This window comes from Serratia sp. X10 (assembly GCF_017811775.1).
In the GTDB taxonomy this organism is placed as follows: Bacteria; Pseudomonadota; Gammaproteobacteria; order Enterobacterales; family Enterobacteriaceae; genus Serratia; species Serratia ureilytica.
In genome coordinates, this window is the sequence record NZ_JAEIOH010000001.1 from 492,947 (window position 1) to 505,197 (window position 12,251).

At 59.3% G+C, this 12,251-nt stretch carries 13 protein-coding genes and 2 pseudogenes; 8 read left to right on the plus strand and 7 right to left on the minus strand.

Annotated features, from left to right (window positions below; all coding sequences use genetic code 11):
• The first annotated feature begins 7 nt into the window (after positions 1 to 7).
• Positions 8 to 1,180 (plus strand): Gfo/Idh/MocA family protein, encoded by a 1,173-nt coding sequence (locus tag J9788_RS02595; protein ID WP_182264614.1) that lies wholly within the window; start codon positions 8 to 10, stop codon positions 1,178 to 1,180.
• Positions 1,181 to 1,193: 13 nt separating this feature from the next.
• Here J9788_RS02595 and J9788_RS02600 read toward each other — a convergent pair whose 3' ends face one another.
• A complete protein-coding gene (locus J9788_RS02600; protein WP_182264613.1) occupies positions 1,194 to 1,544 on the minus strand; it encodes a GFA family protein in 351 nt (116 codons plus the stop codon).
• Between the two features lie 150 nt (positions 1,545 to 1,694).
• On the opposite strand from J9788_RS02600, the gene J9788_RS02605 reads away from it, so the two are divergent.
• Together J9788_RS02605 and J9788_RS02610 are read left to right on the plus strand one after the other, a co-directional pair.
• Positions 1,695 to 1,904, plus strand: coding sequence for a hypothetical protein (locus tag J9788_RS02605; RefSeq protein ID WP_004941260.1), 210 nt, complete (start codon positions 1,695 to 1,697; stop codon positions 1,902 to 1,904).
• A gap of 147 nt (positions 1,905 to 2,051) precedes the next feature.
• The gene (locus J9788_RS02610) at positions 2,052 to 2,696 is read left to right on the plus strand and encodes a Qnr family pentapeptide repeat protein (RefSeq protein WP_046898567.1); all 645 of its coding nucleotides are present in this window, start codon (positions 2,052 to 2,054) and stop codon (positions 2,694 to 2,696) included.
• Positions 2,697 to 2,705: 9 nt separating this feature from the next.
• On the opposite strand, the gene J9788_RS02615 is transcribed toward J9788_RS02610, so the two are convergent.
• On the minus strand, positions 2,706 to 3,086 hold the full coding sequence (locus J9788_RS02615; protein WP_227414476.1) for a hypothetical protein: 381 nt from the start codon (positions 3,084 to 3,086) through the stop codon (positions 2,706 to 2,708).
• Between the two features lie 579 nt (positions 3,087 to 3,665).
• Between J9788_RS02615 and cspA the strand changes: the two genes are divergently transcribed.
• Both cspA and J9788_RS02625 read left to right on the plus strand, forming a co-directional pair.
• Positions 3,666 to 3,878, plus strand: coding sequence for an RNA chaperone/antiterminator CspA (gene cspA, locus J9788_RS02620; RefSeq protein ID WP_004941268.1), 213 nt, complete (start codon positions 3,666 to 3,668; stop codon positions 3,876 to 3,878).
• Positions 3,879 to 3,992: 114 nt separating this feature from the next.
• A pseudogene (locus J9788_RS02625) lies at positions 3,993 to 4,071 on the plus strand.
• A 259-nt stretch (positions 4,072 to 4,330) separates the two neighbouring features.
• Here the strand turns inward: J9788_RS02625 and J9788_RS02630 are convergent.
• A pseudogene (locus tag J9788_RS02630) lies at positions 4,331 to 4,552 on the minus strand (hydrolase); the annotation flags it as partial.
• A 253-nt stretch (positions 4,553 to 4,805) separates the two neighbouring features.
• Between J9788_RS02630 and J9788_RS02635 the strand changes: the two are divergent.
• Positions 4,806 to 5,234 (plus strand): universal stress protein, encoded by a 429-nt coding sequence (locus J9788_RS02635; RefSeq protein WP_182264612.1) that lies wholly within the window; start codon positions 4,806 to 4,808, stop codon positions 5,232 to 5,234.
• A gap of 313 nt (positions 5,235 to 5,547) precedes the next feature.
• Positions 5,548 to 6,303 carry an SDR family NAD(P)-dependent oxidoreductase gene (locus J9788_RS02640; protein ID WP_016928044.1) on the plus strand — a complete coding sequence of 252 codons (756 nt, stop codon included), beginning with the start codon at positions 5,548 to 5,550 and terminating at the stop codon, positions 6,301 to 6,303.
• 43 nt (positions 6,304 to 6,346) lie between these two features.
• On the opposite strand, the gene J9788_RS02645 is transcribed toward J9788_RS02640, so the two are convergent.
• From J9788_RS02645 to puuD, 4 genes are read right to left on the minus strand one after another with little or no spacing between them, the layout of a single operon-like run.
• The gene (locus tag J9788_RS02645) at positions 6,347 to 7,627 is read right to left on the minus strand and encodes an FAD-binding oxidoreductase (RefSeq protein ID WP_046898564.1); all 1,281 of its coding nucleotides are present in this window, start codon (positions 7,625 to 7,627) and stop codon (positions 6,347 to 6,349) included.
• An 11-nt stretch (positions 7,628 to 7,638) separates the two neighbouring features.
• Complete coding sequence (gene puuC / locus J9788_RS02650; protein ID WP_182264611.1) at positions 7,639 to 9,135, minus strand: aldehyde dehydrogenase PuuC; 1,497 nt, start codon at positions 9,133 to 9,135, stop codon at positions 7,639 to 7,641.
• 15 nt (positions 9,136 to 9,150) lie between these two features.
• Positions 9,151 to 9,708 (minus strand): HTH-type transcriptional regulator PuuR, encoded by a 558-nt coding sequence (puuR, locus tag J9788_RS02655; RefSeq protein ID WP_046898562.1) that lies wholly within the window; start codon positions 9,706 to 9,708, stop codon positions 9,151 to 9,153.
• On the minus strand, positions 9,705 to 10,466 hold the full coding sequence (puuD, locus tag J9788_RS02660; RefSeq protein WP_182264610.1) for a gamma-glutamyl-gamma-aminobutyrate hydrolase: 762 nt from the start codon (positions 10,464 to 10,466) through the stop codon (positions 9,705 to 9,707). Before puuD ends, puuR begins: the two co-directional genes overlap by 4 nt.
• Positions 10,467 to 10,685: 219 nt before the next feature.
• On the opposite strand from puuD, the gene J9788_RS02665 reads away from it, so the two are divergent.
• A complete protein-coding gene (locus J9788_RS02665) occupies positions 10,686 to 12,104 on the plus strand; it encodes a glutamine synthetase family protein (protein ID WP_015377637.1) in 1,419 nt (472 codons plus the stop codon).
• Positions 12,105 to 12,251 lie beyond the last annotated feature (147 nt).

Consider the following 12,251-nt stretch of genomic DNA (forward strand, 5'->3'; position numbering starts at 1 on the left):
AAACACGATGATCAACGGCAGCAAACCTTTGGCGAGATCGTTGCGCTGGGGCATGGTCGGCGGCGGCGGCACCAGCCAGATCGGTTACATCCATCGTTCGGCGGCCTTGCGCGACGGCGCGTTTACTCTGTTGGCCGGCGCGTTCGACATTGACGCCGAACGCGGGCGTGATTTTGGCCGGAGTCTGGGCGTGGCGGCGGAGCGCTGTTATGCGGATTATGCCGAAATGTTCCGCGCCGAAGCCGCGCGGGCGGACGGCATCGAAGCGGTCTCGATCGCCACGCCGAACAACACCCATTACGCCATTTGCCGGGCGGCGCTGGAGGCGGGATTGCACGTGGTATGCGAGAAGCCGCTGTGTTTCAGCGTCGAAGAGGCACAGGCGCTGGCGGCGCTGTGCGAGCGGCAGCGCAAAGTCATCGGCGTGACCTACGGCTATGCCGGGCACCAGATGATTTTGCAGGCGCGGCAGATGATTGCCGATGGCCGGCTGGGGGAAATTCGGCTGGTGAATATGCAGTTCGCCCACGGCTTTCACGCCGCGCCGGTGGAGCAGGATAATCCCAGCACTCGCTGGCGGGTCGATCCGCGCTTTGTCGGCCCCAGCTATGTGCTGGGCGATCTGGCGACCCACACGCTGTTCCTGGCGGAAACCATGGCGCCGCAGCTGAAGATCCGGCGGCTACTCTGCAGCCGGCAAAGTTTTGTGCCGTCGCGCGCGCCGTTGGAGGACAACGCCTATGTGCTGATGGAGTATCACAACGGCGCCATCGGCTCCGTGTGGGCTTCGGCGGTCAACTGCGGTTCGATGCACGGCCAAAAGGTGCGCATTGTCGGTGAAAAGGCCAGCCTGGAGTGGTGGGATGAACAACCCAATCAGTTGCGCTTCGAAGTGCAGGGCGAGCCGGTGCGGATCCTGGAGCGCGGCATGCCGTATCTCGCCGCGTCGGCGCTGGCGGACGATCGCATCGGCGGCGGCCATGCGGAGGGGCTGTTTGAAGCCTGGTCGAATCTCTACCGCCGCTTCGCGCTGGCGATGGACGCCACCGATCGGCGCGACGCAGCCTTCCTGGCCGACTTCTGGTATCCGGACGTGCAGGCCGGCGCGCTGGGCGTGAAGTGGGTGGCGCGCTGCGTGCAATCCGCCGAAGCCGATGCCGGCTGGGTCGCCTTCGACTGAGCGCGCGATTCGCTCAGACGCTGGCCCCGTCGTAGCTGTGGATCTGTAACGCATCCAGCGTGACGTCAGGCACGCAGCGCAGGTTAACGGCGCACATCGCGGCGTCGTCCGGCGCGGTGCCGTAGGCGAAGGGCTGAGCGCCGCAGACTCGGCAGAACTGATGGCGGATCCGGTGCCGATTGAAGGTATAGGCGCTGAGTTGATCTTCACCGCTGTGCAGCGTGAAGGCTGTGAGGGGAAAGAACGACAGCAACAGCCCCTTGCGGCGGCAGATTGAGCAGTTGCAGCTGAGGGCTTCGGTCGGCAGTTCGGCGTCTACGGAGAAGGTAACGGCGCCGCAGTGGCAGCTTCCCTGGAATGACATGACGGTGATCCTGTGGCAGGAGGGCGGGTTTGCCCAGTTTGCCCAGTATAGTGCAATTTATCGCCATTTGGCCGTGCCGGGCGCGGTTTCCTTAATAAATGCGCGGTTTTCTGGTAGGTTAAGGTTTAACGTCATCAAAAGGAGATCGCGATGTTAGAGCATTACTATCCGGCAAACATGGGCGCCGAACCGGTCACGGACGAACAGCACAAGCGGCTGGTGGCGGTGCAGGCGGCGCTGGAGCTTATCAAGGCTACGCTGTCAGACACCAACGACGGCAACGGCGTTGATTTCCAGCTGAAGGCGGCGGAGAAGCACATCGGCCCGATGGCCGACGCTATTCAGGAAGCCCTGAAGTAACGGCTTGTCGTCAGCTAAACCGCCCGTCCCGGGCGGTTTTTTTTGCGGTTATTACAGCGAACTCCCGACCGAACGACGCCGGTTGCCAACCCTGGCGGAATAGGGTTAAATGTCATGATAACTGTATAAATAAACAGGTTTGCTGCGATGAGTCTGATATTGAAGGGTGAAAAGATTGACCGTAACCGCTTTACCGGCGAAAAAATTGAAAACGGCAACTTTATGCTGTGCGATTTTTCGGGCGCCGATCTGACCGGCACCGAATTCATCGGCTGTCAATTTTACGATCGCGACAGTCGACAGGGTGGTAACTTCAGCCGCGCGATCCTGAAAGACGCGAGTTTTAGAAGCTGCGATTTATCGATGGCCGATTTCCGCCACGTTGACGCATTGGGGTTGGAGATCCGCGAATGTCGCGCGCAGGGAGCAGATTTTCGCGGCGCCAGCTTTATGAATATGATCACCAGCCGCACCTGGTTTTGCAGCGCCTATATCACCAAGAGCAACCTGAGCTACGCCAATTTTGCCAAAGTGGTGTTGGAGAAATGCGAGCTGTGGGAAAACCGTTGGCACGGCGCGCAGGTGCTCGGCGCCAGCTTCAGCGGCTCCGATCTGTCCGGCGGCGAATTCTCCGGTTTTGACTGGCGCGCCGCCGATGTCACCCAGTGCGATCTGAGCAACGCGGAACTGGGCGAGTTGGATTTGCGCACCACCGATCTGCAGGGCGTTAAAATGGACAGTCACCAGGCCGCTCAACTGCTGGAACGGCTGGGGATCGCAATCATCGGCTGAAGGGGAGGGTTAACGCGATGGTTGGGCAAATAAGCGATTGAACGCTTGATCCGCGTCCACGGGAATGCGGCGTTGCATTACCGGGATAGTGAAACGCGGATCGCGCACAAAGTGCCGAGCTTGCTCGTTGAGCGGCACGACGGCGATCGCCAGATTGTCGTTAGCCTGCATGACGCCTTCCTGCTCGAACAGGGCGAATACCGGCGCGTGACGCGCGTTGCCCAATGAGCAAGCCGAAATCCAATAATCGCCGTCTTGGGCAAATTTGCACTGCACCGCTTGAGGGCCAATCGCGCTGATTTGTTTGGCTATCAAGGCGTTCGCGTTTTCCACATAGCTTGGCGGTGCCGGCTGGCAGCCCGCCAAACTGAGCGTCAGCGCCGTCAGCATCAGTGTTCTTTTGCCCATCATAGCCATCCTTGAGGTCATTTCCTGTAAAGTAAAATAATTATCCTAACAACGATAATGCGCCAGTGTCGAGAACAGATTGATTTATTAAGCTTTTATTTCTCTTTCATGACGATTAAGCGGTTTTCTTCAGTGTTATAGCAGGGAGTGGTTTCGCGTGAAGGGAAGAGCAGAACGCGGAATCGGCGGCTGTTTGCGCGTTCATGATCGGCCCCGGCGCGGCGAGTCCAAGCGTTCGTTATTTTTCACCCCGAACGCCGCGCAGATAACCCTGAGCTGGCGGCAGATGCAGGCGGTACTTTGCGGTAATAAATTTATGAGGCAGATGAATATAATTTAAAATATATCTTGATTAAATAATTTAGCTGTGTGTAAATAGCGTCATCGGTTTGTAGTACAGACCTTATGAAAGCAGTTTTAGTAAAGCAGTTCTCAGTATTAGCGATATCCCTCAGATACCTCTTCTTCCGCGAATTCTCTTCTCTAGTGCCCCATAAGTTTCCAATAAAAACAGACCTCTATCGCCATGTGGCGTCGCAAAAATATAAAGGAAATATCTCTATGTCCAATAAAATGACTGGTTTGGTAAAATGGTTTGATGCAGGTAAAGGCTTTGGCTTTATCACCCCGGCAGACGGCGGCAAAGACGTGTTCGTACACTTCTCCGCTATCCAGAGCAACGATTTCAAAACGCTGGACGAAGGCCAACAGGTTGAGTTCACTATCGAAAATGGCATGAAGGGGCCTTCTGCCGGCAACGTGGTCGCGTTATAATTTTTGGCCGAGGTGCAATTTCTTACGACAGCGATGAGGGTTTAAGCCGGAGCAGTTAAGCAATGAAATCCTCAGCCTGAATAAACTCCGGGTTCGCCCGGAGTCTTTCTCGATACGTCATTAGCTCAGCAGGAAGAGCGGCAGCGAAATTATTTGTTGGCGGACTGGGGTTCGATTCCTCGATGACGTTCCAATAATTAATGATTATTGGCAACAGAAAAACAGATTGCCGCAGAATTAATAACGCTGCGTTTCAGTCTATTTTTCTGTTGTGAAAAAGTCGCGCTTAGGCTGCGTAATGTTGGAGTGTGGGATGGACGCTTACGCCATAACATGACAGCCGGGAAAGTCACCGGCACACGATTAATAGCCCCGGCCTTGGCCGGGGTTTTTTATGCCCGCGATCTTAACGCTGCGAGTCCAGCAGTTCGTTATTTTTCACCACGTCCTGCGCCTTGAGGTAGCTCTCGATCAGCAGCTGATAGGGTGGTGATCACCGGCAGTTTGCTGAGGGTGGCGATGCTGGCGAGGGCGGCGGCGCGAGCGCGCAGTTCGGTCATCGGCATATCGGCGACGGTCTGAAACAGACCGCTTTGGTGGTCGATCAGGAGCATGACCGCGTCATTAGCATCAATAACAGGACGCTGGCCGTTGAAGTTGGCTGGAGTGCTCATGGTGTCTTCCTTTTTTCGTCGTGAGGTCAGAGGGTATCTTCTTTGATTGATAAGGCTGAAAATCAGCACTTGCCTACAGTGTAGGGAGAGGAGAGAAATCCGGTAGAGCCTAAAGCCGGGATGCATCGTTCCATTAATAGAACGACACTGCAGCAGGCGCGGGGGCCGGCGCTGGGCTAAACTTAAGGTGCATGAGAAACATGCGGCAAGGAACGCCATCCTGTTCATGGGTTTGACGCGGAGGGCCGCCGTCATGGCTTATCAGCATATCGTTGTCGCCACGGATCTCAGCGAAGACGCCGAGCTCCTGTTGGGCAAGGGCGCCAGGTTGGCCGCCGCGCTCCAGGCCAAACTTTCACTGATTTATATCGATATTCACCGCGCCGGTTATTATGTCGATCTGGGCGTGGGAGATTACAACTACACCGATCGCACGTTTTCGGAGCGGGTGAAGAATATGCTCAATGCAATCAAAGGGCAGTCTTCCTATCCGGTGGAAGAGGTGATCGTCAGCCGTGGCGCGTTGACGGAAGAGCTGAATCGGGTGGCGAAGGAAAAAGGGTTCGATCTGGTGATCTTCGGCCATCACCACGATGTCTGGAGCCGGCTGGTTTCTTCGGCGCGTCAGGCGATCAATGAGTTGAACGTCGATCTGCTGGTTGTCCCCATCGAGAAAAAATAGTCGCGGCCGCCGGCGGGCGGCTGCTATTTCATTCGCATCGCTTATCTCTGAGCGGCCATAACTGTCTATCTGCAATAATCCCGCTGGCTGACAATCCGCCAGGAAAATAGTGACTGGCCGCAATTTTATTATCTCCATCAATATGTTGGACAAAATCCGATAAAGATTAACCCAGCGCATTGAAATGACTCGCATACCTCCTTTTGGTTAATAAACCGCACGTTTTGACTGGCTCTCAGGGAGCCTGCGTCTTATCCTCGGGGCAATGAGATTTGTATGACTTATATAAATGCGTTTACATGGAGGAGGTCTCATGCGTTTTGACAATAAAGTCGTGGTTATCACCGGTGCGGGCAATGGCATGGGGGAAGCGGCGGCGCGCCGTTTCTCCGCCGAGGGCGCCATTGTGGTGCTGGCCGACTGGGCCAAGGAAGCGGTAGACAAGGTTGCCGCTTCGCTGCCGAAGGGCCGCGCGATGGCGGTGCATATCGACGTTTCCGATCACGTGGCGGTTGAAAAAATGATGAACGAGGTGGCGGAAAAACTTGGCCGCATCGACGTCCTGTTGAACAACGCCGGCGTACACGTGGCGGGCAGCGTGCTGGAAACCAGCATCGACGACTGGCGTCGCATCGCCGGGGTCGATATCGACGGCGTGGTGTTCTGTTCCAAATTCGCCTTGCCGCACTTGCTGAAAACTAAAGGCTGCATCGTCAATACCGCATCGGTGTCCGGCCTGGGCGGTGACTGGGGCGCGGCCTATTACTGCGCGGCGAAAGGCGCGGTGGTTAACCTGACGCGCGCCATGGCGCTGGATCACGGCGGTGACGGCGTGCGCATCAACTCGGTCTGCCCGAGCCTGGTTAAAACCAACATGACCAACGGCTGGCCGCAGGAGATCCGCGACAAGTTCAATGAGCGCATCGCGCTGGGGCGTGCGGCGGAGCCGGAAGAAGTGGCGGCGGTGATGGCGTTTCTGGCCAGCGACGACGCCAGCTTTATCAATGGCGCCAACATTCCGGTCGATGGCGGGGCGACCGCCTCGGACGGCCAACCGAAGATCGTCTAAGCGTTAATGCGCAGGCCCGGCCATTATGACCGGGCCTGTTGTTTTAGACGCCGATGCGATCGCGCAGCGTGTAGTAGGCCGCGCCGATGGCGGTGAACGGGATCTGCAGATTGCGTCCGCCGAAGAACGGCAGGTGCGGCAGCTTGGCGAAGGCGTCGAAGCGTTCGGCGTCGCCGCGCATCAGCTCGGCGATCAGCTTGCCCGCCAGATGGGTACAGGTCACGCCGTGGCCGCTGTATCCCTGCATGTAGTACACGTTATTCTCCAGCCGGCCGAACTGCGGCATGCGCGACAGCGTCAGCAGGAAGTTGCCGGTCCAGCGATAGTCGATACGCACGCCTTTCAATTGCGGGAAGGTCTTCAGCAGCTTCGGCCGGATCAGGTTATCGATGTCATCCGGATCGCGCGCGCCGTACACCACGCCGCCGCCGTACAGCAGACGATGATCGGCGGTGATGCGGTAGTAATCCAGCAGGTAGTTGCAGTCCTCCACGCAGTAGTTCTGCGGGATCAGCGCCTGCGCTATCTCCGGCGCCAGCGGTTCGGTGGCCACCACCTGGGTACCGCACGGCATGCTGCGCTTGGCCAGCCGCGGCTCCAGCTTATCGCCCAGATAGGCATTGCCGGCGACGATGACGAAGCGCGCCTTCACCTGGCCATTGGCGGTGCTGATGAGCGCCGGTTCGCCGTGGCGAATGTTCGTCACCGCCGATTGCTCGAAGATGCGCCCGCCCTGCAGGCGAATCGCCTCGGCCTCGCCCAGCGCCAGATTGAGCGGATGGATGTGGCCGCCGCTGTGATCGAGCAGCGCGCCGACGTATCGATCGCTGGCGATCTCCTGGCGCACCCGGTCCGCGTCGAGCAGCTCAAGCTGGGTATTGCCGTAGCGCTCCCAGTTGCGTTTTTGCTCGATCAGCGCATGGAACTGCTTGTTGTTCAGGGCGGCGAAGATGCCGCCGGGGCGGTAGTCGCAGTCGATGGCGTAGCGGCTGATGCGGCTGCGAATGATCTCCGCGCCTTCGAACATCATGCTGCCGAGCAGGCGGGCGCTTTCCGCGCCGTAACGCTCTTCAATCACATCGATGTCGCGGCTGTAAGAGTTGACCAACTGGCCGCCGTTGCGGCCGCTGGCGCCGAAACCGATGCGCGCCGCTTCCAACACCACCACGTCGTAACCGGCTTCCACCAGGAACAGCGCGGAGGAGAGGCCGGTATAGCCGCCGCCGATCACGCAGACGTCGCATTCGATCGATTCATTCAGTTGCGGATAGGGCTGATGTGCGTTGGCCGTGGCCGCATAATAGCTTTTTACGTGTTCAGTCATGATGTAAGCCCTTATTCCAGCGAGATCCAGGTGGTTTTCAATTCGGTGAATTTGTCCAGCGCATGCAGCGATTTGTCGCGGCCGTTGCCGCTTTGCTTGTAACCGCCGAACGGCACGGTCATGTCGCCGTCGTTGTAGTTGTTGACGAACACCGTACCGGCCTTCAGTTGGCGCGCCATGCGGTGCGCGCGCGCCAGATCGCGGGTCCAGACCGCGGCACCGAGGCCGTAGTCGCTGTCGTTGGCCAGCTGCAGCGCCTGTTGCTCGTCGTCGAACGCCGTCACCGCCAGCACCGGGCCGAAGATTTCATCGCGCGCTACGCTCATGGCATTGTCCACCTGGGTGAGGATGGTCGGCCCCAGATAGCCGGCGTGGTCGCCCTGCGGATGGTCGCGCCCGTCGAGGAACAGCGCGGCGCCCTGGCTCAGCCCCCGATCGATATAGCCGGCCACTTTCTCGCAGTGGCCGCTGTCGATCAGCGTGCCCATCACCGTGGCGGGATCGAGCGGGTCGCCGGGCACGAAGGCCGCCGCGTGTTTGCGCAGCGCCTGCAGGAACGCTTGCTCAATGCTCGCTTCGACCAAAAGGCGAGTGCCGGCGATGCACACCTGCCCCTGATTGTAGAAGATGCCGGCGGCGGCGCTGCGGGCGGCCTGATCCAGATCCGGGCAGTCGGCGAAGACGATGTTGGCGCTTTTGCCGCCGGCCTCCAGCCAGACGCGTTTCATGTTCGATTCGCCGGCGTAAATCATTAGCTGTTTCGCCACCAGCGTAGAGCCGGTAAAGGTGAGGGCGTCGACGTCGCGGTGCAGCGCCAGCGCCTTGCCGGCATCGTGGCCGTAGCCGGGCACCACGTTCAGCACGCCGTCCGGCAGCCCGGCCTGTTGCGCCAGTTTGCCGAGCAGGATGGCGCTCAGCGGCGATTTTTCGGAGGGTTTGAGCACCACGCTGTTGCCGGCGGCCAGCGCCGGGCCGAGCTTCCAGCAGGCCAGCAGCAACGGGAAGTTCCAGGGCACGATGGCGCCGACCACGCCGATCGGCTCGCGTTCGATCAGCGCCAGCGCGTCGCGACCGGTAGGGGCGATTTCGCCGTACACCTTATCGATCGCTTCGGCGTACCAGCGGATGCAGCGGATAGCGCCCGGCACGTCGTCGCGCAGGCTGTGACGAATCGGTTTGCCGGTGTCCAGCGTTTCCAGCAGCGCCAGCTCTTCGTGATGCTGTTCCATCAGCTCGGCGAAGCGCAGCAGCGTGGCTTTGCGCTGCGCCGGCGCGGCCTGGGCCCAGTCGCCGCGTTCAAAGGCGGTGCGCGCCGCGCTGACCGCCCGATCGATGTCGGCGGCTTCGCCGCGCGCGACCTGCGCCAGCTCACGGCGACCGGCGGGATCTTCGACGGCGAAACGTTTCCCCGCGGCGGCCGGCTGGTAGCGGCCGTCGATAAACAGCTGGTGCTCAATCTTCAGGGCCTGCGCCCGTTGTTGCCAATACTGCAAATGGTGAAAGTTCATGCCTGGCTCCGTTGATCAGAATGTCGTCGGCGTATGGGCGCTGATAATCCGGCAAATGCGCGCCGACGTGTTGCTGAAACTGTGGGGGATGCCGGTATTGATGGCGTAGCTCTGCCCGGCCTGCAGGTGATAGCTCTGGCCGTTGACCTGCAGCACCACTTCGCCTTCCAGCAGCGTGCCGATCTCTTCCCCCTGGTGTTTGATGCGCTCGCCGGTGGTGGTGCCCGGTTCGTAGGTCTCGATCATCATTGCCAGCGTGCGATTCGGATCGCCGTTATGGATCAGCTTCATCGATACGCCCTGGCTGCCGATCTCGATCAGGTCGTCGTTGTCTATAACGATCTGCGGCTCCGTCGGTTTTTCCGGTTCGGCGAAAAACGCCGACAGCGACAGACCGTATACCGTCAGCAGCTTTTGCAGCGTGCTGATGGCCGGGCTGACCTTGTCCTGCTCGATAGTACTGATGGCGCTGTGGGTTAACCCAGACAGTTCGGCGACCCGGCGCTGCGACAACCCCAATTGTTGACGGATCTGCGACAGACGTTTTCCCGGTGCCAAGCTGACGTCGCTCATGGGCGTTTTTCCTTTTGATAGTTCCGACAGGCGGTAATGAAACCATCAAACAACAGGTGCGACAGGGCGTACTCGTCGCTGTTCCACTCCGGGTGCCACTGCACGCCGAGCGCGAAGGGCTGATCGCGCACGCTGATCGCCTCCACCAGCCCGTCGGCGGCGTGCGCCTCGATGCGAACGCTCGCGCCCAGGGTTTTGGCGCCCTGGCCGTGCAGCGAGTTCACCCAGAATCTGTTGCAATCCGGTATCAGTTGCGAAAGCAGCCCCCCTTCCTGAACGGTGACCTCGTGGGCGGGGGCGTATTGCTGTTCCAGCGGCAGGTCGTGATCTTCACGATGCTCCAGCAGCTCGGGCAGTTCATACAGGCGGCGATGCAGGGTGCCTTGGGTGGCGACCACCATTTCCTGCATGCCGCGGCAAATGGCGAAAAGGGGAATGCGCCTGTCGAATGCCTGGCGGATCAGCGCCTGGCTCAACGCGTCTCGGCCAGGATCGGCGTCAGGCTCATCGCCGTTTTCACCATAAAGGTGCGGCTGCACATTACTGGGGCTGCCGGGCAACAGAATGCCGTCGAGGCGCGGCAACAGTTCCGCCAGCATTTCCGGCTCCGCCAGCGCGTGCGGCAGGGCGATCGGCAAGCCGCCGGCGGTGATAACGGCATTCAGGTACTTTTCTTGCAAGGTCTGTGTGAGGTGCCCGTTTAACCTATACCTGCACATGACGACGCCGATGACTGGTCTGTTAAATATATTGTCCATGCTATCCCCTTGGTACGTTCGAAATTATGAACGATAAGCTTCTCCACCGCCGATTTCGTTCAATATTCTATAAATCTAGCAGTCGATTGGCCAATATTCAAACCAAAAGTAACACTTGCAAAACAAATTTGTTTCATCTACGTTTCAATTGTGGGCATTATATTGAACAATACGGTCAATAAACATCGACGACAGCAAAACACAAACGGCGGGTGAACCATGCAGACCAACATCGTAGAAGTGGAAAACTTTGTTCAGCACAGTGAAGAGAGACGAAGTAGCGCGTTCCAGCGCGAAGTGAAGAAGTACCTGGAACGTTATCCGTTAACCCAACATGTCGACGTCCTGTTGACCGATCTGAACGGCAGCTTCCGCGGTAAACGCATCCCGGTCGGCGGTCTGAATAAGCTGGAAAAAGGCTGTTACTTCCCGGCGTCGGTATTTGCGATGGATATTCTCGGCAACGTGGTGGAAGAAGCCGGGTTGGGGCAGGAGCTGGGCGAGCCGGATCACGTGTGCGTGCCGGTACCGGGCACGCTGACGCCGTCGGCGGCGGATCCGCAATATATCGCGCAGGTGCTGCTCACCATGTTGGATGAAGATGGCACTCCCTTTGACGTTGAACCGCGCAATGTGCTGAACCGAGTGTGGCAGCGTTTGCGTCAGCGCGGGCTCTCCCCCGTGGTAGCGGTAGAGTTGGAGTTCTATCTCATCGATCGTCAACGCGATGCGGAAGGCTATCTGCAGCCGCCGTGCGCGCCGGGCACCCAGGAGCGCAACACCCAAAGCCAGGTGTACTCCGTCGATAACCTGAACCATTTCGCCGACGTGCTGAGCGAGATCGACGAACTGGCGCGCTTGCAGGGCATTCCGGCGGACGGCGCGGTGGCGGAGGCGTCGCCGGGGCAGTTCGAGGTCAACCTGCACCATACCGATGATGTGCTGCAGGCCTGCGACCATGCGTTGGCACTGAAGCGCTTGGTGCGCATGGTGGCCGAGAACCACAATATGCAGGCGACCTTTATGGCCAAGCCGTATGAAGAGCACGCCGGCAGCGGCATGCATGTGCACATCAGCATGCTGAATGCGCAAGGCGACAACGTGTTCGCCGATGACGACGGCGAAGATTCGGCGCTGCTGAAACAGGCGCTGGCGGGCATGATCGCCCTGATGCCGTCCTCGATGGCGCTGCTGGCGCCGAACGTCAACGCCTACCGCCGCTTCCAGCCCGGCATGTATGTGCCGACCCAGGCCTCCTGGGGACATAACAACCGCACCGTGGCGCTGCGCATTCCCTGCGGCGATCGCGATAACCACCGGGTGGAGTATCGCGTGGCGGGCGCCGACGCCAACCCGTATCTGGTGATGGCGACCATTCTGGCCGGCATCGTCTACGGCCTGGAAACCGCCTTGCCGCTGCCTGAGCCGGTGACCGGCAACGGGCTGGAGCAGGACGGGCTGCCGTTCCCGATCCGCCAGAGCGACGCCCTGTACGAGTTCGAACACCAGCCGGTGCTCAATGCGCTGCTGGGCGAACGCTTCAGCCATGTCTACCTGGCCTGCAAAACCGATGAGCTGGTGCAGTTCGAGCGCCTGATCACCGAAACCGAGATCGAGTGGATGCTGAAAAACGCCTGATCCCGCTCGCCCAACCATGACCGCGCGCGTCCGGCGCATTTCATCGGCTCTCCTGTGGCCGGTGAGGCTGCGCGCTGCGGTACAGAATTTCTTCTATCACGGCGTACAGGACGCCGACGAGGAAATAACCATGACTCAGTCATCCCC

What these genes read in the sequence shown, in the direction of transcription:
- J9788_RS02640 (WP_016928044.1), top strand. Translation starts at nt 5,548, where the DNA reads ATGCGTTTTGACAATAAAGTCGTGGTTATCACCGGTGCGGGCAATGGC.
- puuR (WP_046898562.1), bottom strand. Translation starts at nt 9,708, where the DNA reads ATGAGCGACGTCAGCTTGGCACCGGGAAAACGTCTGTCGCAGATCCGT.
- J9788_RS02600 (WP_182264613.1), bottom strand. Translation starts at nt 1,544, where the DNA reads ATGTCATTCCAGGGAAGCTGCCACTGCGGCGCCGTTACCTTCTCCGTA.
- J9788_RS02665 (WP_015377637.1), top strand. Translation starts at nt 10,686, where the DNA reads ATGCAGACCAACATCGTAGAAGTGGAAAACTTTGTTCAGCACAGTGAA.
- J9788_RS02605 (WP_004941260.1), top strand. Translation starts at nt 1,695, where the DNA reads ATGTTAGAGCATTACTATCCGGCAAACATGGGCGCCGAACCGGTCACG.
- J9788_RS02610 (WP_046898567.1), top strand. Translation starts at nt 2,052, where the DNA reads ATGAGTCTGATATTGAAGGGTGAAAAGATTGACCGTAACCGCTTTACC.
- J9788_RS02635 (WP_182264612.1), top strand. Translation starts at nt 4,806, where the DNA reads ATGGCTTATCAGCATATCGTTGTCGCCACGGATCTCAGCGAAGACGCC.
- J9788_RS02615 (WP_227414476.1), bottom strand. Translation starts at nt 3,086, where the DNA reads ATGCTGACGGCGCTGACGCTCAGTTTGGCGGGCTGCCAGCCGGCACCG.
- puuD (WP_182264610.1), bottom strand. Translation starts at nt 10,466, where the DNA reads ATGGACAATATATTTAACAGACCAGTCATCGGCGTCGTCATGTGCAGG.
- puuC (WP_182264611.1), bottom strand. Translation starts at nt 9,135, where the DNA reads ATGAACTTTCACCATTTGCAGTATTGGCAACAACGGGCGCAGGCCCTG.
- cspA (WP_004941268.1), top strand. Translation starts at nt 3,666, where the DNA reads ATGTCCAATAAAATGACTGGTTTGGTAAAATGGTTTGATGCAGGTAAA.
- J9788_RS02595 (WP_182264614.1), top strand. Translation starts at nt 8, where the DNA reads ATGATCAACGGCAGCAAACCTTTGGCGAGATCGTTGCGCTGGGGCATG.
- J9788_RS02645 (WP_046898564.1), bottom strand. Translation starts at nt 7,627, where the DNA reads ATGACTGAACACGTAAAAAGCTATTATGCGGCCACGGCCAACGCACAT.